Raw genomic sequence first — 22,392 nt, forward strand, 5'->3', positions numbered from 1 at the left:
ACCGTGACCGCCCCCGCTGAAGCCGGCCTCCTCGACCGCGACGCCGCCCACCTCTGGCACCCCTACGGGGCCGCCGGCGCCCGCCAGCTCTACGCCGTGCGCGGTGCCCGGGGCGTCCACCTCGACCTCGAGGGGCCGGGCGGGGAGCGTCACCGCGCCATCGACGCGATGGCGTCCTGGTGGTCCGTGGTGCACGGGCACGGGCACCCCGCGCTCGTCGAGGCCCTGACCCGGCAGGCCGCGGCCTTCCCGCACGTCATGTTCGGCGGGCTCACGCACGCGCCCGCCGTCGACCTGGCGGAACGGCTCGTCGCGCACACCCCCGCCGCGCTCGAGCACGTGTTCCTCGCCGACTCCGGCTCGGTCTCGGTGGAGGTTGCGCTCAAGCTCGCCCTCCAGTACCAGGCGACGCGCGGCCGGCCCAGCCGCCGCCGATTCCTCACGGTCCGCGGCGGCTACCACGGGGACACCGCCGCGCCCATGGGCGTGTGCGATCCCGTGGACGGCATGCACGCGGCCTTCACCTCGCTCGTGGCTCGGCATCTGTTCCTGCCCCGCCCGCCGGCGGCACGCTGGGTGCCCGAGGGCGTCGCCGCGGCACCCATGGCACCCGACGCCGCTCCGGCCGGCCACTGGGAGGCCGACGACGCCGCCCTCGCCGCGTGGGAGGACGAGGCCCGCGCCTTCACCGCCGCGCATGCGGACGAGATCGCCGGCGTGATCCTCGAACCCGTGCTCCAGGGGGCGGGGGGCATGCGCGTCTACGACCCGCGCTGCCTCACCGTGCTGCGCGAGCTGTGCGACGAGCACGGGCTCCTGCTCATCGCCGACGAGATCGCCACCGGCTTCGGCCGCACCGGCCGCTGGCTCGCGTGCGAAGGGGCCGGCGTCGCCCCGGACGTGCTGTGCCTCGGCAAGGCGCTCACCGGCGGCACCATGACGGGCGCGGCCATGCTGTGCACCGCCGAGGTCGCCGAGACGGTCTCCCGGCGGGAACGGGGCATGCCCGGGGCTCTCCTGCACGGGCCCACGTTCATGGGCAACCCGCTGATGTGCGCGGTCGCCTCCGCGTCCCTCGACCTGCTCACCGACCCGCGCGACGGCTGGGCCGCCCAGGTGCCCCGCGTCGAGGCCGGGCTGCGCGCCGGGCTGGCGGCGGCCGCCGACCTGCCCGCCGTCACCGACGTGCGGGTCCTGGGTGCGGTAGGCGTCGTGGAGCTGGACCGGACCGTGGACGTCGAGCCCGTCACTCGGGCCGCCGTCGCCCGCGGTGCATGGGTGCGCCCCTTCCGGCGGCTGGTGTACGTGATGCCGCCCTACGTGAGCACCGACGACGACGTCGCCACGATCTGCGCGGCCGTCACCGGGGCCGTCGAGGAGGTCTGCGCATGAACACCGCCGAGGCCGGCGCGGCCACGAGCACGCCCGCCGACCCCTGGTCCTCGTGGCTGGGCTCTCGGGCCGCCGTCCGCGCGCGCCGCGGCCTGGAGCGCCGCGCCGACCCGCCGGAGCCGGGCGCGCCGTCGTCGAGCGTCGTGGACCTGGCCGCCAACGACTACCTGGGCCTGGCCGTCCACCCGGACGTGCGGGCCGCCGCCGCGCGCATCGCCACCGAGGGGCCGGTCGGGGCGCGGGCCTCCCGCGTCGTCACGGGGACGCATCCCGCGCACGCCGACCTCGAGTCCGCCGCCGCCGCGCTGGCCGACGCGGATGCCGCCCTCGCCTTCTCCTCCGGCTACACCGCGAACCTCGGTGTCCTCGGCGCCCTGGCCGGGCCGGGCACCGCCTTCCTCCTGGACGAGCACGCCCACGCGAGCCTGCGCGACGGCGCCGCCCTCGCCGTCACCGCCCGCTCAGGGGCGTTCGCCCCCCTGGCGGGCGCGTCGGTCACCACGGTGGAGCACAACAGGGTGCCCGCCTTCCGGGCCGCCCTCGACCGGCTGCGCACCGAAGGGCGGGCGCGACGGATCGTGCTGGTGGTCGAGTCCCTGTACTCCGTGCTGGGGGACGAGGCCGACCTGCCCGCCCTGGCCGCCCTGGCCGCCGAACACGGCGCCCTGCTCGTGGTGGACGAGGCCCACTCGCTCGGCGTGGTCCCCGGCGGCAGCCGCACGGGCGCCCTGGGACTGTGGGCGGGGCAGGCGCCCGTCGTGGTCACCGCCACCTGCTCGAAGGCCCTCGGCGGCCAGGGCGGTCTGGCCCTGTTCGGCGGGCCCGACGCGCGGTCCTGGCGCGACCACGTGCTCAACACCGCCCGCACCTTCGTCTTCGACACGGCCCTGGCCCCCGTGCTCGCCGCCTCCGCGGCGGCCGCCTGCCGGATCGCCGCCACGGGGGAGCCCGCGGCACGGCTCGCGCGGGCCCGGGAGACGGCCGTGGACGTCTTCACCCGCCGGCCCGAGCTGGCCGGGCACGTGGAGGTCGGGGCGGGCGCCGTCCACTCGATCCGCATGCCCGGACCGGAGCAGGCCGTCGCCGCGGCCGCGGAGCTGCGCGCGCACGGCGTCCTCGTGGGATGCTTCCGCCCGCCCAGCGTGCCCGACGGCATCGCCCGCCTCCGCGTGAGCGTGACCACCGCCGTCCCCGAGCCCCGGCTGCGGGCGGCGCTGGAGGCGGTGGCGAGCGTGGCCGCCCGGGCGTGGGGCGCGTCCACGGGCTGCCCGTTCGCCCACGGCGACCCACGGCCGGAGGCCGTGCGCGGCGACCACCTGCGGATCTCCGATCCCGCCGACCTGCGGCGCGTGCTCACCGACCCCGGGACGTTCGCCTCGGACAACGCCCTCACGGCGGTCGTCCCGCTGAGCGGCCCGGCCCGCCGCATCCTGGCCGCCGCCCGCTTCCGGCTGCCGCCCGTGCTCGCCTCCGCCGGCGGGGAGGAGCACCGGGCGGTGCGTCGCGTCGTGGCACCGTTCTTCTCCCCGGCGAAGGTGCGCGAAGCCCGCGGCCGGATCCTCGCGACCACCCGGATGGCCCTCACGGCCGCCCTCGCGGACACCGGCCGCGCAGGCGGGGCCGTGGACCTGGCGACCACCGTGGCGGCAGCGGTCCCGGCGCGCGTGATGTCCGCCCTGACCGGCGTGCCCAACCCGCCCGAGGCGCAGCTGCACCGCTGGAGCGCCGACTCCCTCGAACTGTTCTGGGGCTGGCCGGACGAGGACCGCCAGCTGCGGCTCGCCCGCTCCGCCGCCGACTTCCACCGGTGGCTGCGCGGGGCCGTCGTCGAGGCGCGCGGGGACGACGCACAGCCCGGCAACCTGTTCGCGGCGCTGCACGAGGCCGGCGTCGACGACGAGCGGATCGTCTCCCTCGGCTACTTCCTGGTGATCGCCGGGCAGGAGACCACCCGGCTGCTCATCTCCACCGCGCTCACCCGCGCCCTGGCCGACCCCGCCCGCTGGGCCGCGCTCGGCGCCGGGGCGGACGGGGGCGCCGGAGCCGATGCGGCGGAGGCGGCCGCGGCCGAGCTCGTGGCCGAGTGCCTCCGGACGAGCTCCTCGGTGCCCACCTGGCGGCGCCTCGCCACGGCGGACGTCCGCGTCGGCGAGCACGAGGTCCGCGCCGGCGACGAGCTCCTGCTGCACCTCAGCGGCGAACAGCACGACGACGCCCGGCTCGCCTTCGGCTTCGGCCTGCATCGCTGCCTCGGGGCCGGGCTCGCGGAGCTCGAGACCGCCCTCGTGGTCCGCGAGGTCGCCCGCCTGCTGCCGGACGCCCGGCTCACCGGGCCGCCGGCGACGTGGCTGCGCCTGCTCTCCTTCCAGGCGCCGCAGCACGTGCTCGTGACGCCCGGACCGTGGCACGGCGGCGAGGACATCCGAATCGAGCAGAGTGGAGTGGACACATGCGCATCGAGGTCGTGACCGGCACGGACACGGACGTCGGCAAGACGTGGGGCACCGCCGCGCTCGCGGCCCGTGCCCTGGTGGCCGGGCTCCGCGTGCACGTGGACAAGCCGGTGCAGACGGGCGTCGCACCGGGGGAGGCCGGCGACGTCGAGACCGTCCGGGACCTGGTGGCCGCGGCCGCCGCATCCGGCGCGCTCGACGCCGCCGCTCCGGCCCGCCTGACCGTGTCCGAGGGGGCGCGGGTCGGCCCCGCGATGGCCCCCGTGGACGCGGTCGCCCACGCGGGGGAGGGGACGCCCCCTCTGCCGCCTCTGGGTGAGCAGCTGGGCCGGTGGCGTGGCCTCGCCGCGGGCGTCGACCACCTGCTCATCGAGGGCGCCGGCGGGATCACCGTGGCGTGGACCGAGGCCGACGAGGGGCCTGTGGACGCCGTGCGCGCGCTGCGGGCGGCCGGGCTCGACGCGGGGTTGACGGTCGTGGCGCGCCCCGGGCTGGGCACGCAGAACCACGCGCGCCTCACGGTGGAGCACGCCGCCGCCCGTGGCGTGGCGCCGGAGCGGATCCTCGTCAGCGGCGTGGCCGCGGACCCAGACCCCGTCGAGCGGGCCAACCTCGTGTTCCTGGCCCGCCTGGCCGGCGCCCACGGGGCGGTGCTGGAGACGGTGCCGCGGGGCACCCCGCCGCGCGTCATGTCGGCGCGCTGACCGCCGTCGTCGGGAGCGTGCTCAGCGAACGGCGCGGATCCGCCGCACCACGCACACCACGATCACCGCGAGACCGGTGAGCGCACTGACGGCCACGAGGGCGAGGCCGCCCACGATGCCGACGTCCATCGCGGTGCTCTTGCCGAGCAGGTCCATGAGCACCGGGGTCGTGGCGCCGGAGTCCGGGTGGTCGCCGCCGTCGGGGAAGATGATCGCGGCCAGCGCGAAGGACCCCCAGGAGACGCCCAGCAGCGTGTGCAGCAGGCGCCCCAGCCGGATGCCGCCCCGCTGCTCATCCTGCGGGTTCACGCGGGGCAGGAGGAACAGGCTTCCCACCAGGACCATGAGGACGAGTTCGTGGGGCAGGGCGCCGAAGACCATGTAGATGACCGTCATCCAGCCGTTCGCGCCGAAGTTGGAGCGCAGGGCGAGCGCGATCAAGGGCAGGGCGAGGAGGGCCAGCGCCCACGGCAGCACGGCCCAGGGACGCCACGTGCCCACGCTCGGACCCTTGCGGGTGGGGGTCGGGGAGGGGAAGTCCGAGTGCTGGGTGTGGGGCGCTGCGGTGCTCATGGCGTCAGCGTAGCCAGAGGGTGGCATCCGTCACGCTGGTAGGATTCGGGGGTACGGCCTCCGTGCGCACCGCAAGGGGGCGTTTTCCATGTACGGGCCGGTCCGGGACGACCCGCCGCCCTGAGGAGAGATGCAGATGCCAGCGATCGCGATCGTCGGAGCCCAGTGGGGCGACGAGGGCAAGGGCAAGGCCACCGACCTGCTGGGCGGGCGAGTGGACTACGTCGTCAAGCCGAACGGCGGCAACAACGCCGGGCACACCGTCGTCGTCAACGGGGAGAAGTTCGAGCTCAAGCTGCTGCCCGCCGGCATCCTCTCGCCCAACGCGGTGCCGGTGATCGGCAACGGCGTGGTGGTGAACCTGGAGGCGCTGTTCGAGGAGATCGACGGGCTCGAGTCCCGCGGCCACTCGTGCGAGCACCTGAAGATCTCCGCCAACGCCCACCTCGTGGCGCCGTACCACCAGACCATGGACAAGGTGACCGAGCGGTTCCTGGGCAAGCGTGCGATCGGCACCACCGGCCGCGGCATCGGCCCCACCTACATGGACAAGGTGGCCCGCCTGGGCATCCGCGTGCAGGACATCTTCGACGAGTCGATCCTGCGCCAGAAGATCGAGGGCGCCCTGCGGCAGAAGAACGAGCTGCTGGTGAAGCTCTACAACCGCCGCGCCGTCACCGTGGACGAGATCGCCGAGTACTTCCTGGGCTACGCGGACCGCCTGCGCCCCATGGTCGTGGACTCCGTGAACCTGCTCAACGACGCCCTGGACGAGGGCAAGGTGGTGCTCATGGAGGGCGGCCAGGCCACCTACCTGGACGTGGACCACGGCACCTACCCGTTCGTGACCTCGTCCAACCCGACCGCCGGCGGCGCGGCCGTGGGCGCGGGCATCGGCCCCACCCGCTTCTCCCGCACCATCGGCATCGTGAAGGCCTACACCACGCGCGTCGGCGCCGGCCCGTTCCCCACGGAGCTCTTCGACGAGATGGGCGAGCAGCTGCGCACCACCGGCGGCGAGTTCGGCGTGAACACCGGCCGCCCGCGGCGCACCGGCTGGTACGACGCCGTCATGGCCCACTACGCCGCGCGGATCAACGGCTTCACGGACTACTTCCTCACCAAGCTGGACGTGCTCACCGCCATCGAGAAGATCCCGGTGTGCGTGGCCTACGAGGTGGACGGCGTGCGCCACGACCGCATGCCCATGACCCAGACCGAGTTCCATCACGCGAAGCCGGTGTACGAGCACTTCGACGGGTGGACCGAGGACATCTCCGGTGCCCGCGCGTTCACCGACCTGCCGCTGAACGCCCAGCGCTACGTGGAGGCCCTTGAGAAGCTCTCCGGGTGCCGGATCTCCGCGATCGGCGTGGGCCCGGGCCGCGACCAGGTGGTCCAGGTCCGGGACCTCATCGAGGACTGACCCGGCCCGCCGCCCCGGCCCGGCCCGCCCTGGCCTGCACTTTCGAACGTGAAAGAGGGCGAATGGGCGCTTTCGAACGTGAGATAGGCCCTATCTCACGTTCGAAAGCGCCCGGGGGTCCGCCGGGTCAGTCGGCCAGGCGGCCCGTCGTCGGGAAACGGTCCCACACGCGGTGCGCGGGCAGCAGCTCCGTCAGCCGGCTGACGGCGGAGGCGCCGTCCGCCGCGGACTCGACGCCCTTGCCGGACACCTGGGCGGCCGCGAGGACGGCCTCCGCCGGCTCGAGGGCGAGGATCGCCTTGGAGTGGCGCCACATCTCCTGCAGCACCTTGACGACGCGCGGGTCCACCGCCTCGGGGTCGGCGGCGCCGGCCTTCTGGTCCAGGCCGGGGGCGGCGTCGGCGGCGGGGGCCGCCGGCGAGGCCACGACCACGGCATCCAGCTCGATGGACGCGGCGGTCAGGTAGGTCCGCTGGGCCACGATCTCCCCGGCCACGGGGCCGCCCTTCGGCGCGATGACCAGCGGGACCATGCCCGCACCGTGGATGCCCTGCACGAGGGCGTCCAGCTCCTTCTCGTCCACGGACTCGCCCACCACGACGCCGACCTGACGGCCGTCGAGCGGCCACGCGCCGCCGATCTGGGACAGCACGGGGGAGGGCTGCACGTCGGCCGGGGTCTCGGTCGGCGCGGGAACGGGGATGCCCAGGCCGTCCGCGACCTGCTGGGCCAGTCGCGTGTCGATCGCGGCGAGGTGGGCCAGCTGGCGCTCGCGGATGGTCTGCTCGTAGCACTTGCCGAGCTCGAACGTGTACGCCTGCGCCACGTGCTCGCGCTCCACCTCGGAGAGGGAGAGGAAGAACAGGCGCGCCTGCGAGAAGTGGTCGTCGAAGGACGCGGCGTGCGCGCGCTCCTTCACCGACGCCGGCAGCGGCTCCGGGTGCTCGATGAACGCGTGGTCGTCCGCGGGGGTTTCGTACGGCAGGCCGCCGTCGAGCGAGTTGGGCCGGTACGGCGCCACGCCGCGATGCACGGCGCTCTGGTGGAAGCCGTCACGCAGCATGTCGTTGACCGGGGCGTGCGGGCGGTTGATGGGCAGCTGGTTCCAGTTCGGCCCGCCGAGGCGGGTGAGCTGCGTGTCCAGGTAGGAGAAGAGGCGGCCCTGCAGGAGTGGGTCGTTGGTGACGTCGATGCCGGGCACGAGGTTGGCCGGGTTGAAGGCCACCTGCTCCGTCTCCGCGAAGTAGTTGGACGGGTTGGCGTTCAGCGTCATGCGGCCGAGGGGCTGCACGGGGGCGAGCTCCTCCGGGACCAGCTTCGTGGGGTCGAGCAGGTCGATGCCCTCGAACATCTGCTCCTCGTTGTCCTCGAACACCTGCACGCCGAGCTCCCACTCGGGGAAGGCGCCGGCCTCGATGGCGTCGGCGAGGTCACGCCGGTGGAAGTCCGGGTCCATGCCGTTGGTGAGCAGCGCCTCCTCCCAGGTCACGGAGTGCACGCCGAGCATCGGCTTCCAGTGGAACTTGACCAGCACGGTGGAGCCGTCCGCCGCGATCAGGCGGTAGGTGTGGACGCCGAAGCCCTCCATCATGCGGTAGGAGCGCGGGATGCCGCGGTCGGACATGTTCCACAGGGTGTGGTGCTGGGCCTCGGTGTGCAGGGACACGAAGTCCCAGAACGTGTCGTGCGCGGACTGCGCCTGCGGGATCTCGCGGTCCGGGTGTGGCTTCACCGAGTGCACCACGTCCGGGAACTTGATGGCGTCCTGCACGAAGAACACGGGGATGTTGTTGCCCACCAGGTCCCACGTGCCCTCGTCCGTGTAGAACTTGGTGGCGAAGCCGCGGGTGTCGCGGGCCAGGTCCATGGAGCCGCGGGAGCCGGCCACGGTGGAGAAGCGGACGAACACCTCCGTCTCCTTGTCCTTGGCGAAGAGCCCGGCCCGGCTGATCTTCGCGGCGGTGCCGTAGCCGCGGAACACGCCGTGGGCGCCGGCGCCGCGGGCGTGGACCACGCGCTCGGGGATGCGCTCGTGGTCGAAGTGGCTGAGCTTCTCCCGCAGGTGGTGGTCCTGGAGCAGGGTGGGGCCGCGGCGGCCGGCCTTGAGTGAGTGGTCCGAGTCCTGCAGGCGGACGCCGTGCGCGGTGGTCAGGTACGGGCAGCCCTGCGCGGCGGTCGCGGGGTCGGCGCCGGTGTCCTGGCCGGTGGGGGAGACCTGTGCCGGACCGCGCTGGTCCGGGGCCGGGACGGCCACGGGCTGGTCCGGGTGGGTGAGGGCGGTGTGCTCCTCGAGGTCGGGGGTGATCGGCCCCGGCGTGCCGGGGATGTCGGGCTGCTGGGTGGTCATCGCGTCTGCTCCTGTGGTGTCGACGTGCCGCGCGGTGCCGCGCGGATCGGGGGCGGAGGACGACGGCGGCCGATGCGGGCCGACGTCGTGCCCGGTCCCCAGCGTGGCGGCTGGCCCCAGCGCTGACCAGGGCTGACGGCCACCGGCAGGGGCCTGGCTACCCTGGGGGCATGAGGATCAGCGTCGGACAGTTCGGGCCCGTGGGCGACGTCGAGGAGAACCTGGCCGTGATGGCCCGCCTCGCCGCCCGCGCCGCGGGCGAGGGGGCGGACCTCCTGGTGCTGCCCGAGGAGGCCATGCTCGGGGCCCGCGAGGTGGGGGAGGAGTTCCCCGACGCCGTCGCCGCGGCCTGGGAGCCGTTCGCCGCGGGCCTGGCCGCGCTGGCGCGGGAGCACGGGATCGCCGTCGTCGCGGGCGGCTACGAGCCGGGACCGGACCGGCGTCCCTACAACACGCTGCTGGCGGTGGGCGCGGACGGCGCCCGGCTGGGCGCGTACCGCAAACTCCACCTCTACGACGCGTTCGCGCACCGCGAGTCGGACCGGATCACCCCCGGCGACGGCGGCGTCGCCGCGATCGAGCTCGGCGGGCTCCGCCTGGGCCTGCTCACCTGCTACGACCTGCGCTTCCCCGAGCTGTCCCGGCGTCTCGCGGTGGAGGGCGCGGACGTGCTCGTGATCCCCGCGGCGTGGTTCTCCGGCGAGCACAAGGTGGAGCACTGGCGCACCCTGCTCCAGGCCCGCGCGGTGGAGAACACCGTGTGGGTGGCCGCGGCGGACACGTGCTCGGACGGCACCGTGGGCCACTCGATGATCGTGGACCCGCTGGCGCTGCCCGTCGCCGAGCTCGCCGACGAGCGGGAGGCCGTGGCGACCGCGGAGGTCACCCGCGAGCGGATCGACGAGGTCCGGGAGTTCCTCCCCTCGCTCGCCAACCGCCGCACCGACGTCCTCTGAGCCGTCCCCGCCCGGCGGACGGGTCACCATTACCCCCTCGGGCTGGGAAAAGCCTAAAATCACGTCAGACGTGCAACCAGACGGGCGCCCCGGCGCTTGGAACGCGCCCCGCCCGGGGCGGGACGGGAGATCAGAGATGACCATCAACGCCGACGGCAGCCACGCCGTCCAGCCCCACACCGCGAACGCCCACACCACCCCGGCCCGCCCCGTGCGCCACGCCGTGGTGGAGGAGGAGGTGCTCGAGCCGCTGCGCCCGGTGGACGGCTGGGGCTTCACCAACCGCGTCATCCTCCTCTCGGTGCTCGTCGTGATCATCGGCAACGTCGTGCGCGTGCTCACCGGCGGCCTGGGTGATCCCAACGGCTCCGTGGCGCTGGGCGAGACCGGCCACGGCTGGGTCGTGCTGGTGCAGTCGTTCATGTTCGGCCTGGTGGGCGGCGCCCTGGCGGGCGCGGCCGGCTACCTGGTCGTGCTGCTGATGGGCGGGGCCGCCCGCTCCGTCGTGCGCTACGTGGTCGGTGGCGTGGTCGGTGGCTTCCTCGGTGCCGTGGGCCTGTTCGCGGTGTTCTCCAACACCGTCCTCTACGGGTCGGGCGTGCACCTGTTCTGGATGCTGCCGGTGGCCGGCCTGCTCGGCGGCCTCTGGGCGGGCGTCGTCTCCTCCCGCCGCTGATCCCGGACCCGGCGCCTTGGGCGCTGGGCACAGAGAAAGGCCCCGGTTCCGGCTCTCGCCGGGCCCGGGGCCTTCTCCGTCATCACTCGCACCTTCGATGAGGTGGCTTCAGCCTACGAACGCGCCTTGGGCTTTCCAGGGGAGTCGGCTGGGCGTTCCCTGGGAGTGTCCGCCGCCCCGAGCAGGTGCGCCAGCTCGTCGGTGGCGGCGACGAGGGCCGCCCCGCACCGGTCCGCCAGCTCGTCCGTGCAGCGGTAGGCCGGCACGAGCGTGCTGAGCGCACCGACCACCGTGCCCGCCACACTGATGGGGGCGGACAGCGAGGTGACGTCCTTCTCCACGGAACGGGTGCGCAGCGTGTAGTCCCCCGCGGCCACGCTGCCGCGCAGGGCGTCGCCCACGGCCGTGCCCGCCAGGGGGACGGTGCGTCCGACCCAGTTCGTGTGGCGGACCGAATGCGTGCCCTCCACGATCGCCAGGTAGACGGCGGAGTCCGGAGGGGTCGTCACCGAGAGGTAGACGGATTCGCCTGTGGCGGCCACGACGTGGTCCATCGGCCCGCGGGCCAGCTGCACGAGCGAGTCCCGGGAGAAGGCCCGCGCCCCGAGCTGGATGAGGCGCACGCCGGGGCGGTAGGCGCCGTCGTCGTCGCGGGCCACGAAGCCGGATCCCTCGAGGCTGCGCAGCAGGCGCAGCGCCGTGGACGCCGGCAGCTCCGTGGCGCGGGCGGCCTCGGTCAGGCTCAGCCGGGGCTGCTCGGTGACGGCGGCGAGCAAGTCCAGGGCCCGGTCCACGGTGCGCGTCGAGGCGGTGGGGGTGGTGGTCATGAGAGGGAGCGTAACGGGTGCGGGACGCGCGGATCGGGCTTGCGCGTGAGCCGAGTCACTGTTTCAATGTTCGGAAAGTGCATGCCGAGCCGTGAAATCACCGGGGCCACCCGTCCCGACGGCGCACGCACCCCGTCGAGAGGAACTGCCATGGCCGTGGGCTTCACCCAGCACGACCCGTCCCGCACCATCCGCGCCCCGCGCGGCACCGAGCTCTCCGCCAAGTCCTGGCAGACCGAGGCCCCGCTGCGGATGCTCATGAACAACCTGGACCCCGAGGTCGCCGAGCGTCCCGAGGACCTCGTCGTCTACGGCGGCACCGGCCGCGCGGCCCGCTCCTGGGAGGCCTACGACGCCATCGTCGCCACCCTCAAGGACCTCGAGGAGGACGAGACCCTCCTGGTGCAGTCCGGCAAGCCGGTGGGCGTGTTCCGCACCAACAAGTGGGCCCCGCGCGTGCTGATCGCCAACTCCAACCTGGTGGGCGACTGGGCCACGTGGCCGGAGTTCCGCAAGCTCGAGGCCGAGGGCCTCATGATGTACGGCCAGATGACCGCCGGCTCCTGGATCTACATCGCCACCCAGGGCATCCTGCAGGGCACCTACGAGACCTTCGCCGCGATCGGCCGCAAGCGCTACGACGGCTCCCTCAAGGGCACCCTCACCCTCACCGGCGGCTGCGGCGGCATGGGCGGCGCCCAGCCCCTGGCCGTCACCCTCAACGGGGGCGTCTGCCTGATCGTGGACGTCTCGGAGGACCGCCTGCGCCGCCGCATGGGCAAGCGCTACCTGGACGAGGTGGAGACGGACATCGACAAGGCCGTCGAGCGCGTCATGCAGGCCAAGCGCGACGGCGAGGCCGTCTCCGTGGGCCTCGTGGGCAACGCCGCCGAGGTGTTCCCCGAGCTGCTCGAGCGCCAGAAGGCCGGCACCGTCGAGATCGACATCGTCACCGACCAGACCTCCGCGCACGACCCGCTGTCCTACCTGCCGATCGAGATCGACGAGAAGGACTGGCACGCCGAGGCCGAGGCCGACCCGGACACCTTCACCAAGAAGGCCCAGGAGTCCATGGCCCGCCAGGTCGAGGCCATGGTCGGCTTCCAGGACATCGGCGCCGAGGTGTTCGACTACGGCAACTCCATCCGCGACGAGGCCCGCAAGGCCGGCTACTCCCGCGCGTTCGAGTTCCCGGGCTTCGTCCCGGCCTACATCCGCCCGCTGTTCTGCGAGGGCCTCGGCCCCTTCCGCTGGGCCGCGCTCTCCGGCGACCCGGAGGACATCCGCGTGACCGACGAGGCCCTGAAGGAGCTGTTCCCCGAGAACGAGCACCTGCACCGCTGGCTCGACGGCGCCGCCGAGTTCGTGGAGTTCGAGGGCCTGCCGGCCCGCATCTGCTGGCTGGGCTACGGCGAGCGCCACAAGGCCGGCCTGCTCTTCAACCAGCTCGTGGCCGAGGGCAAGGTCAAGGCGCCGATCGTGATCGGCCGCGACCACCTCGACTCCGGCTCCGTGGCCTCCCCGTACCGCGAGACCGAGTCCATGCTGGACGGCTCCGACGCGATCGCCGACTGGCCGCTGCTCAACGCGCTGACCGCCACCTCCTCCGGCGCCACCTGGGTGTCGATCCACCACGGCGGCGGCGTCGGCATCGGCCGGTCCATCCACGCCGGCCAGGTCGGCCTGGCCGACGGCACCGAGCTGGCCGCGGCCAAGCTCGAGGCGCTGCTCACCAATGACCCGGGCATGGGCGTCATCCGCCACGTCGACGCCGGCTACTCCCGCGCCGCCGAGGTGGCGAAGGAGCGCGGCGTCCGTGTGCCCATGGAGGCCACGATCCGGGACTGACCCCGGTCACGTCGTCGGACGACGGTGCCGCCGCGCCGTCCCCGTCCGACGACTTCACCGCCGCGAGCCGGACGGGCGTCCGCCCGTCCGGCTCGCGATCGAAAGGACACCACGATGGACTCGTCCCGCCCCGCAGACCACGAGCTGCACACCGACACCACCGCGATGGCCGCGATCGAGGCCGACGCGCCCCGCCCGCCGGCGCGCTGGCGCATGATCGTCTACTCGGCGATCGGCATCGTCATGTTCTTCGTGCCCGTCACGATCAACGGGGCGAGCTCCATCCCCCTGGACCACCTGGTGACCTGGGTGCGCGGGCTGCTCGGCCCGGCCGACCGCTGGGTGGGCCTGGCCATCATCGCCGCCGGCGCCGTATACCCGTTCGCCTCGGGCCGCTGGCGGACCAGCACCACGCGGACGGTCTTCGCGTTCCTCGCCGTGCTCGGCCTGGTTGCCTCGGCGATGGTCGTGTTCGGCGTGGGCCCGAGCTGGATCCTGGACAAGAGCATCGGCCCGTTCCTGATGGACAAGCTCGTGGTGCCCGTGGGCCTGATCGTCCCCATCGGCGGCGTCTTCCTGGCCCTCGTGATCGGCTACGGCCTCATGGAGTTCGTGGGCGTCTACCTGCGCCCGGCCATGCGGCCGATCTGGCGCGTGCCCGGCCGCGCCGCCGTCGACGCCGTCGCCTCCTTCGTGGGCTCCTACGCCCTGGGCCTGCTGCTCACGAACCGCATGTACACCGGCGGCCGCTACACGGCCCGCGAGGCGGCGATCATCGCCGCCGGCTTCTCCACGGTGTCCGCGACCTTCATGGTGATCGTCGCCAAGACGCTGGGCCTGATGGACATCTGGCTCTGGTACTTCTTCGGCACCCTCCTGGTGACGTTCGTGGTCACGGCCATCACCGTGCGCATCCCGCCGCTGAGCCGCATCCCGGACGAGGTGTACCCCGGCGCGGTGCACTCGCCCGAGCAGGCCGTCACCCGGGACCGCTTCCGCGTGGCCCGTCGCGCCGCCGAGCAGACCCTCGCCGAGGCACCGTCCCTGCCGAAGAACATCTGGGTCAACTTCCGGGACGGCCTCGTGATGGTGCTCCAGATCCTGCCCTCCATCATGTCCGTGGGCCTGATCGCCCTGGTCCTGGCCACCTACACGCCCGTGTTCGAGTGGATCGGCGTGATCTTCTACCCGCTGTTCTGGGCGCTGGGCTACTCCGATCCCGGCCTGCTGGCCTCGGCCTCCGCCACCTCGATCGCCGAGATGTTCATCCCGGCCACGATGGCGGCCGGTCACGAGGACCTCGTCGCCCGGTTCGTGATCGGCGTCGTCTGCGTCTCCGCGATCATCTTCTTCTCCGCGGTGGTGCCTGCCATCCTGGCCACGGACATCCCCGTGAAGATGTGGCACCTCCTGGTGATCTGGGTCGAGCGCGTGGCGCTCACCATCGTGCTGGCCACACCGCTGGCCCACCTGGTGGCCGCGCTCACCTGAGGCCCGCCCCACCGGCCCACCCCCGTCCGTCCCGCAGAGAGGCCCCCATGCGCTCCACGCTCATCACCGACATCGCCGAGCTGACCACCGTCGACCCCGAAGGGCGGGTGCTCACGGACGCGGCCGTCGTCGTCGAGGACGAGCGCATCGCCTGGATCGGCCCCGCCGCGGACGCCCCGGAGGCGGACGACCGGGTGTCCGTCGAGGGCCGCGCCGTGCTGCCCGGCTGGGTGGACTCCCACACGCATCTCGTGTTCGACGGGGACCGCTCCGCCGAGTTCGAGGCCCGCATGGCCGGCGAGTCCTACGCGGCCGGCGGCATCGGCGTGACCACCTCCGCCACCCGCGCCGCCTCGGACGCTCGCCTGGCCGAGCTGGTCCGCGGCCGGGTGGCCGACGCGGTGGCTGGCGGCACCACCTACCTCGAGACCAAGACCGGCTACGGGCTCTCCGTGGAGGAGGAGGCGCGCCACGCGCGCCTGCTGGCCGGGCTGCGCGAGGAGGGCCTCGTGGACGAGGTGACCTTCCTCGGCGCCCACCTCGTGCCCCCGGGCCGGGATGCGGAGGACTACCTGGACGACGTCGTCGGGCCGATGCTCGCGGCCGTGCGGGAGCACGTGGGCTGGGTGGACGTGTTCTGCGACACCGGCGCCTTCGACGCCGAGCAGACCCGCCGCGTGCTCGCCGCGGGTGTGGCGGCGGGCCTGGGCGTGCGCCTGCACGGCAACCAGATCGAGCAGGGCCCGGGGGTGGGCGTGGCCGTGGAGTTCGGCGCCGCCTCCGTGGACCACGTCAACCACCTCTCCGACGCGGACGTCGAGGCCCTGGCCGGCACCTGGGCCGGCTGGGACCGCGCCTCGGCCACCGGCACGCCCGGCACCGTGGCCGGCTGCCTGCCCGCGTGCGACCTGTCCACCCGCGCCCCGCTGGCGCCCGCGCGCCGCCTGCTCGACGCCGGCATCGAGGTCTCCCTGGCCTCGAACTGCAACCCGGGCACCAGCTACACCACGTCCATGAACTTCAACGTGGGCACCGCCGTGCTGCAGATGCACCTGACCCTCGCCGAGGCCGTGCGCGCCGCCACCCTCGGCGGGGCCATCGGCCTGCGGGCGCAGGACCGCGTCGGCAGCCTCGAGGTCGGCAAGCGCGCCGACCTGCACGTGCTCGACGCCCCCGCCGCCATCCACCTGGCCTACCGCCCCGGCATGCCGCTGACCCATGCGGTCTGGCGCGCGGGCCGCCGGGCCGTCTGATCGACCGACAGCAAGGAGAACGCATCACCATGACCACCCCTCCCGTCACCGTCACGCTCGGCACGTCCGGGGCCACCCTGGACGACGTCGTCGCCGTGGCCCGCCACGACGCCCGCGTGGTGCTCGCCGACGACGTGCTCGAGACCGTCGGCGCGGTGCGCCGCCACGTCGAGGCGCTGGCCGAGGCCGAGACCCCCACCTACGGCGTCTCCACCGGCTTCGGCGCGCTCGCGGACAAGCACATCCCGCTCGAGTCCCGCGCGCAGCTGCAGAAGTCCCTGATCCGCTCCCACGCCGCCGGCATGGGCCCCGTGGTGGAGCGCGAGGTCGTCCGCGCGCTGATGTTCCTGCGCGCCACCACGCTGGCCTCCGGCCGCACGGGCGTGCGCCCCGTGGTGGTGGAGACCTTCGTGGCCATGCTCAACGCGGGCATCACCCCCGCCGTGCGCGAGTTCGGCTCGCTGGGCTGCTCCGGCGACCTCGCCCCGCTCTCCCACGTGGCCCTGGCGCTGATGGGCGAGGGCGACGTCGTCGGGACGGACGGCGCGCTGCGTCCGGCCGGCGAGGCGCTCGCCGAGGCCGGGATCGAGCCGGTCGAGCTGCGGGAGAAGGAGGGCCTGGCCCTCGTCAACGGCACCGAGGGCATGCTCGGCATGCTGATCATGGCGCTGGCCGACCTCGAGGAGCTCGCCGACACCGTGGACCTCACCGCCGCGATGTCCGTGGAGGCGCTGCTCGGCACCGACCGCGTGTTCGTGCCGGAGCTGCACCTGCCGCTGCGCCCCCACCCGGGCCAGGCGACCTCCGCCGACCGGATGCTGAAGATCCTGGCGGGCTCGCCGATCGTGGCCAGCCACAAGGAGGGCGACTCCCGCGTGCAGGACGCCTACTCGCTGCGCTGCGCCCCGCAGGTGGCCGGCGGCCTGCGCGACACCCTCGCGTACGTGCGCACCGTGGCCGAGCGCGAGCTCACCGCCACCGTGGACAACCCGGTGGTGCTCGACGACGGCCGGGTGAGCTCGAACGGCAACTTCCACGGGGCGCCCGTGGCGTACGTGCTGGACTTCCTGGCCATCCCGGTGGCCGACGTCGCCAGCATGTCCGAGCGCCGCACCGACCGCATGCTGGACCCGGCCCGATCCCACGGGCTGCCCGCGTTCCTCGTGGACGACCCGGGCGTGGACTCCGGCATGATGATCGCCCAGTACACGCAGGCCGGGCTCGTCTCGGACATGAAGCGTCTGGCCGTGCCCGCGTCCGTGGACTCGATCCCGTCCTCCGCGATGCAGGAGGACCACGTCTCCATGGGCTGGCACGCCGCCCGCAAGCTGCGCTCGGCCGTGGAGAACTTCCGCCGCGTGCTCGCCGTCGAGCTCGTGGCCGCCGCCCGCGCGATCGAGCTGCGCGCCCCGCTGCAGCCCTCCGCCGCGACCGGTGCCGCCGTCCGCGTGATCCGCGAGGCCGGCGTCCCCGGCCCCGGCCCGGACCAGTACATGGCCCCGCAGCTGGCCGCCGCCGAGCAGGCCCTGCGCGACGGGTCCGTGCTGGCCGCCGTGGCGGAGGCGCTCGCGGGCGTATCCGCCGATGCCGAGCCGCAGGACCTGGCCGAGGAGTCCGAGGGCGCCGAGGCCGAGGGGCACTGACGCCACAGCGTGGTCCGACGCCGCAGAGTGGTCACGACACGCCGCGTGCGTCTGCACGAGACGGCGTGTCGTGACCACTCTGTGTGTGGAGGGGGCGGCCTGCGGGTCGGGTCGGTTGGCCCCGGCTCAGGTGAGGAGCACCGTCGTCGTCCTGTGCCGGCCGACGATCGTATGGATCAGGCGGGAGACAATCCGGGCAACGCCATGTGGTTGGTGTCGTGCGGTGAAGCCGGAACGGCGCGATCAGTCCGATTGCAGCACGACACCAGCTAAGGGCTTATCCCAGGAGTCCCTGTTGTTCGGCCCAGCACTTGAATCCCCCTGGGCCGAAGGGAAGCCGGTAATCGCCCATGATGAGATCGTCAGCGAGGCTCTCAACCATGGGAACGGTGAGTTGCTCCTTGCGGATCGCCTCACAGGGCAACCCGAGGGTGCCGGTGCACTCGAGCTTCTCGCGCTTGGCCAGGACGCGGGGCACGTTGTCGTCGATCACGATGCGATACCCGTGCGTCCGACCGAGGGCTAGAACGCCGCATTCGCCCCGGTTCCGACCGCCCGCCACAAGGTGCTCCTCGTATCGGGCGAAGGCCGCGAGGAACTCGAGGTCCTCGCTGCGGTCCACGACGATCCATTCGGCGTCCAAGATCTGCCGGAGATCTGGGTGCTGGTACTGCTGGTCCCTGATCTCCTGCTCCACACTCTCCGGAATCACGGCATGGCCGGCTGTCAGGAACTTGAGCACACCGAGCCATCCTTTCAGGGTGAAATGGCGCAGTGGTCCCGTATCGAAGACGTAGGTCTCCGGAACGGCGGTCACGAGACGTACTCCCAGATCTCCTGTTCCTGACGTGGGGGAAGGTCCGGAAGGTCGTCGTCGTCGAAAGTCCCATCCAAGAGGTCGAGTGTGCGTTCACGCGAGAGCTTCTCGGCCTCGAACAGCGCGATGACGTGCTTCTGGTACACCCGGGGCTGGGTGGTGCCTGCCATCTCGTCAGACGGGTACAGATCGTGGGTGATGATGTCCGTCTGCGTGGTCTGCACAGCGCGGATGTCGTTTGCCGTGGAAGCGTCCACCAATTCCAGGTCGTGGAGTCGGCGGGCCAGGGTCGACATGTCCACCAGGTAGGTGCCGGCGATCTTCACAGCGGCAGTGCGGACATCGCTTGAGTGAGCTGCGGCGGGCCATTCCTGTAAAAGGACAGCTGCTGGCAGGAGAAATGCTCGAGCGAACCGATCGAGGCGACCCTCGATGTCCGGGCCGGTGTGGGCGGTGCGCCAGTCCACCGTGTATTCATCGGCAAGTAGGTAGTGCCCAAGCTCGTGCACGGCGGAGAGGCGGCGTCGCCCGACCTTGGGGGTGGAATTCACCAGGGAGATGCCGCCCTCGGCGAGGAGCACCGTTCCCGCGTCAGCGGCGTCCACGCCGAAGTTGCGGGAGAACAGGAGCAGGCCAGCAGTGGCCAGGTGCGCCTGGAGGTCCTTTACGGGTTCCGTTGCTGTATACCCGACGTGCTCGCGTGCCCGGGCGGCCATGTCGTCGGCCTCGTGAACGGACTTGGGCTGCTCCCAGGGGTCCCGCACGCCGAACCCCTCGATGGGATGCAGGTCGTGCAGGAACTCGACGTCTGCGAGGAGTTCGGCCAGCAGGTGGTCCACGGCCGACTCGGTGGTATCCAACCCCTGGGCGGAACGGTGCGAGACGAGCGCTGGCGCAGGCTCGGTGAAGAACGACTGCATTCGGGTTCCCAGGGCATCGGCGATGGAGGCCAGCTCCAGGGCAGTGACCTTCCGTTGTCCGCCTTCGATCCGGTTGACCATGGTGCGCTCGAGGCCAACGGCGGTAGCTAGGTCCTGCTGGGACATCCCGCGACGCTCCCGTGCGGCACGTACACGGGCACCCAGCGAATGAGGAGTGGTCGGCGACATGTGTGCGATTCTCGCACACATGGCACTGGCGGTGAACCCTCGTCGCATACGCTGATGCGTTCGAGAACAAGCGCCGCGCCGCACTGCTGGTGATGGCCACCGGCACCGGGAAGACGTGCACCGCCGTCGCCCTGGTGGACCAGATGGCCCGCGCCGGATGGGTCAAGCGCGTGCTCTTCCTGGCGGACCGGCAGGCCCTCGTGAAGCAGGCCGCGGACGCCTTCGTGGAGCACGGCTTCGTCGGCACCACCGTGAACCTGCTGAAGAACCGGCACGGGGAGGGACGCGTCTACGCCTCCACCTACCCCACCATGCTCGGCCTCATCCAGGAGTCCACCGGCCAGGGCGCCCGCTTCGACCCCGGATACTTCGACCTGGTGATCGTGGACGAGGCCCACCGGTCCGTATACGCCAAGTACGGCGAGATCTTCCGCCACTTCGATGCCCTTCTCGTGGGCCTCACCGCCACCCCCAAGGACGAGATCGACCGGAACACCTACGGCCTCTTCGGCCTCGAGCCCGGCGTGCCGACTGATGCCTACACCCTCGACGAGGCCGTGGCGGACGGGTTCCTGGTGCCGCCGCGGGGCGTCTCCGTGGGCACCACCTTCCTGCGTTGCGGCACCCGGTACGATCAGCTTCCCGCCGAGGAGCAGGAGGCCTGGGACGCGCTGGACTGGGGCGAGGACGAGGCGCCCGAGGAGGTTTCGAGCGAGGAGATCAACCGGTTCCTCTTCAATGCGGACACCGTGGACCGCGTGCTCTCCACCCTCAGGGAGCACGGCCACAAGGTGGCCGGCAGCGAACGGCTCGGCAAGACCATCGTCTTCGCCAAGAACCAGCCGCACGCCGAGTTCATCCTGCAGCGGTTCGACGCCCAGTGGCCGGAGCTCGGCGGCCGGTACGCCCAGATCATCACCCACGCCAGCCGCTACCCGGACGCCCTGCTGGACGACTTCAAGACCCCCGGCAAGGCCCCGCACATCGCCATCAGCGTGGACATGCTGGACACGGGGGTGGACGTGCCCGACGTCGTCAACCTCGTGTTCTTCAAGCTCATCCGCTCCAAGACCAAGTTCTGGCAGATGATCGGCCGCGGCACCCGCCTGCGCCCGGACCTCTACGGGCCGGGGAGGGACAAGGAGGACTTCCTCGTCTTCGACTGGTGCCAGAACCTCGAGTTCTTCAACCAGGACCTCCCGGAGTCCGACGGCTTCACCCAGAGGTCCCTCACCCAGCGGTTGTTCGAGGACCGGCTCGCGCTCGTCGTCGCCCTCGACGCCCTGGACGACGACGCTGGGGCGCCCGCCGCCGTCGGGCCGGAGGAACGCGCGGTGCGCGAGCTGCGCCGCACCGCCGCCGAGGAGCTGCAGGCGGCCATCGCCCGCCTGACCCTCGAGAACGTCCTGGCCCGCCCTCTCCGCCGGGAGGTCGAGGAGTTCCAGCGGCCTGAGGCGTGGACGTCCCTGAGCGCCCAGGCCGCCGAACGGGCACGTGCGCTGGCCGGGGTGGTCACCGGGTTGCCGGGGGAGGACGTCGACGCCAAGCGCTTCGACCTGCTCATCGTGCGCCGGCAGCTGGCAGACCTCACCGGGGAGGCTGGCACGGCCGAGCGCATCCGGGCCACGGTGCAGTCCCTCGGGGAGAACCTGCTCTCCAAGGACGCCATCCCCGCCGTGAAGGAACAGATCATCCTCCTCGAGGCCGTGGCCGGGGAGGAATGGTGGGAGGGCGTCACTCTCGGCATGCTCGAGCACGCCCGGAAGAAGCTGCGCGGGCTCGTCCAGTTCATCGAGAAGGTCCGCCGCTCCCGCGTATACACGGACTTTGCGGACACGCTCACGCAGCTTGAGGAGGTCGACGTCGTGCGGCCGACGCCCGGCGTGGACATCGAACGGTTCTGGGCCAAGGTCAGCGAGCCGCTGCGCCACAACGAGTCCTCGCTGGCGCTGCAGAAGCTGCGCCACGGCAAGCAGCTCACCGAGCCGGACCTGGAGTCGCTCGAACAGCTGCTCCGGAGCATCGGGGCCGAGGACGCGCACCTGGCCGCGGCGAAGTCCGAGGGCGAGGGACAGTTGGGCCTGTTCGTGCGCATGCTAGTGGGGATGGATCGTGCCGCCGCGCAGGGCGTGGTCGCGGACTTCGTCCAGGACCGGACGCTCACCCAGGCGCGGATCCGCTTCCTGGGTCACATGGTGGAGGAGCTTACCGCCAACGGCGTCCTGGACGCCGGCCGGCTGTTCGAATCCCCCTACACGGACGACGCCCCCGGGGGGCCGTTCGGCCTGTCCGAGGAGGCGCAGGTGTACTCCCTGCGCGAGCGGCTGGACCTCGTCCGGACGTCTGCGATGGTGCCGGGACCAGAAGCGAACGCGGGCGGGGACGAGGCGCGCGGCGTCGTCGCATGACCTGACCGGACGGTGAGCCGAGTCGTGATATCCGCCCTTCTGCGAGCCTCCAGTTTCTATGACTGCTCACGTAGTGTTCAGACATGACTCCCGTCACCTGCCCCAGGGCCCCCAAGCGAGGCCATAGGAAAGAAACTGCTCGTGCACGTTGTCCGCACTGTGGCTCTTCCCCAGGTCCGGGCGTTACCCCACCAACAGAGACATTGATCGCTCTGCCCCCAGGGCCGGAGGGTGCCGATAGACAGACTTCCCCAATGGAATGTGAGCGACGTCGTCGAATCGATGAAGTGCTTCAGTTGGCTGGTGACCTTCTGGTCACGGAAAGCATCCGGGAAGTTCGTACGCACCTTCTCGATTTTGCCGTAGCCTACGGCGAACAGGGGCGTGGACGAGTGCGGCGCCATGCTATGTGCCAGGTACTTGCCGAGGTGGCGAATGCGCTAGATCCAGGCGAATACATCGATGAAGC

Annotated in this window: 17 protein-coding genes and 1 pseudogene; 13 read left to right on the forward strand and 5 right to left on the reverse strand. The window is 72.4% G+C overall.

Annotation, left to right across the window (positions count from 1 at the left end; genetic code table 11):
* The first annotated feature begins 3 nt into the window (after positions 1-3).
* From bioA to bioD, 3 genes are read left to right on the forward strand one after another with little or no spacing between them, the layout of a single operon-like run.
* Positions 4-1,392: an adenosylmethionine--8-amino-7-oxononanoate transaminase gene (bioA, locus tag ACFI33_RS03270; protein ID WP_101963375.1), complete on the forward strand. Its 1,389-nt coding sequence runs from the start codon at positions 4-6 to the stop codon at positions 1,390-1,392.
* Entirely contained in the window at positions 1,389-3,860 is a 2,472-nt protein-coding gene (locus tag ACFI33_RS03275; RefSeq protein ID WP_231862047.1) for an aminotransferase class I/II-fold pyridoxal phosphate-dependent enzyme, read from the forward strand. The genes bioA and ACFI33_RS03275 overlap by 4 nt, the downstream gene beginning before the upstream one ends.
* Positions 3,842-4,549, forward strand: a complete 708-nt coding sequence (bioD, locus tag ACFI33_RS03280) for an ATP-dependent dethiobiotin synthetase BioD (RefSeq protein WP_098093797.1) — start codon at positions 3,842-3,844, stop codon at positions 4,547-4,549. The genes ACFI33_RS03275 and bioD overlap by 19 nt, the downstream gene beginning before the upstream one ends.
* A gap of 21 nt (positions 4,550-4,570) precedes the next feature.
* On the opposite strand, the gene ACFI33_RS03285 is transcribed toward bioD, so the two are convergent.
* Positions 4,571-5,122, reverse strand: a complete 552-nt coding sequence (locus ACFI33_RS03285; RefSeq protein ID WP_044658656.1) for a hypothetical protein — start codon at positions 5,120-5,122, stop codon at positions 4,571-4,573.
* 136 nt (positions 5,123-5,258) lie between these two features.
* On the opposite strand from ACFI33_RS03285, the gene ACFI33_RS03290 reads away from it, so the two are divergent.
* Positions 5,259-6,548: an adenylosuccinate synthase gene (locus ACFI33_RS03290; RefSeq protein WP_462623760.1), complete on the forward strand. Its 1,290-nt coding sequence runs from the start codon at positions 5,259-5,261 to the stop codon at positions 6,546-6,548.
* 127 nt (positions 6,549-6,675) lie between these two features.
* Here the strand turns inward: ACFI33_RS03290 and ACFI33_RS03295 are convergent, their stop codons facing one another.
* Positions 6,676-8,895: a catalase gene (locus tag ACFI33_RS03295; RefSeq protein ID WP_101963377.1), complete on the reverse strand. Its 2,220-nt coding sequence runs from the start codon at positions 8,893-8,895 to the stop codon at positions 6,676-6,678.
* 170 nt (positions 8,896-9,065) lie between these two features.
* Between ACFI33_RS03295 and ACFI33_RS03300 the strand changes: the two genes are divergently transcribed.
* Together ACFI33_RS03300 and ACFI33_RS03305 are read left to right on the forward strand one after the other, a co-directional pair.
* Positions 9,066-9,851, forward strand: a complete 786-nt coding sequence (locus tag ACFI33_RS03300) for a carbon-nitrogen hydrolase family protein (RefSeq protein ID WP_462623761.1) — start codon at positions 9,066-9,068, stop codon at positions 9,849-9,851.
* 136 nt (positions 9,852-9,987) lie between these two features.
* On the forward strand, positions 9,988-10,527 hold the full coding sequence (locus ACFI33_RS03305) for a hypothetical protein (protein ID WP_036384408.1): 540 nt from the start codon (positions 9,988-9,990) through the stop codon (positions 10,525-10,527).
* A 113-nt stretch (positions 10,528-10,640) separates the two neighbouring features.
* Here ACFI33_RS03305 and ACFI33_RS03310 read toward each other — a convergent pair whose 3' ends face one another.
* Positions 10,641-11,354: an IclR family transcriptional regulator gene (locus tag ACFI33_RS03310; protein WP_141843467.1), complete on the reverse strand. Its 714-nt coding sequence runs from the start codon at positions 11,352-11,354 to the stop codon at positions 10,641-10,643.
* A 150-nt stretch (positions 11,355-11,504) separates the two neighbouring features.
* On the opposite strand from ACFI33_RS03310, the gene hutU reads away from it, so the two are divergent.
* The 4 genes from hutU (at position 11,505) to hutH (ending at position 17,589) form a co-directional block, all read left to right on the forward strand.
* A complete protein-coding gene (gene hutU / locus ACFI33_RS03315; RefSeq protein WP_158184167.1) occupies positions 11,505-13,202 on the forward strand; it encodes a urocanate hydratase in 1,698 nt (565 codons plus the stop codon).
* A gap of 114 nt (positions 13,203-13,316) precedes the next feature.
* Positions 13,317-14,693, forward strand: a complete 1,377-nt coding sequence (locus ACFI33_RS03320; protein ID WP_462623762.1) for a YjiH family protein — start codon at positions 13,317-13,319, stop codon at positions 14,691-14,693.
* Between the two features lie 47 nt (positions 14,694-14,740).
* Entirely contained in the window at positions 14,741-15,946 is a 1,206-nt protein-coding gene (hutI, locus tag ACFI33_RS03325) for an imidazolonepropionase (RefSeq protein ID WP_462623763.1), read from the forward strand.
* A gap of 29 nt (positions 15,947-15,975) precedes the next feature.
* Entirely contained in the window at positions 15,976-17,589 is a 1,614-nt protein-coding gene (hutH, locus tag ACFI33_RS03330) for a histidine ammonia-lyase (protein WP_371510512.1), read from the forward strand.
* A gap of 277 nt (positions 17,590-17,866) precedes the next feature.
* Here hutH and ACFI33_RS03335 read toward each other — a convergent pair whose 3' ends face one another.
* Positions 17,867-18,406, reverse strand: coding sequence for a nucleotide-binding protein (locus tag ACFI33_RS03335; protein ID WP_256093471.1), 540 nt, complete (start codon positions 18,404-18,406; stop codon positions 17,867-17,869).
* Positions 18,403-19,563, reverse strand: a complete 1,161-nt coding sequence (locus ACFI33_RS03340) for a helix-turn-helix domain-containing protein (protein ID WP_327036660.1) — start codon at positions 19,561-19,563, stop codon at positions 18,403-18,405. Before ACFI33_RS03340 ends, ACFI33_RS03335 begins: the two co-directional genes overlap by 4 nt.
* 14 nt (positions 19,564-19,577) lie before the next feature.
* Between ACFI33_RS03340 and ACFI33_RS03345 the strand changes: the two are divergent.
* The 3 genes and pseudogenes from ACFI33_RS03345 to ACFI33_RS03355 all read left to right on the forward strand — a co-directional run.
* Positions 19,578-20,612, forward strand: a pseudogene (locus ACFI33_RS03345) (DEAD/DEAH box helicase family protein); the annotation flags it as partial.
* Complete coding sequence (locus ACFI33_RS03350) at positions 20,601-21,923, forward strand: type I restriction-modification enzyme R subunit C-terminal domain-containing protein (RefSeq protein ID WP_306432500.1); 1,323 nt, start codon at positions 20,601-20,603, stop codon at positions 21,921-21,923. The pseudogene ACFI33_RS03345 and the gene ACFI33_RS03350, both read left to right, overlap by 12 nt.
* A gap of 254 nt (positions 21,924-22,177) precedes the next feature.
* The coding region (locus ACFI33_RS03355; protein WP_462623764.1) for a hypothetical protein at positions 22,178-22,392 on the forward strand (215 nt) is incomplete at its 3' end.

Source organism: Micrococcus sp. PSi08 (genome assembly GCF_054960655.1).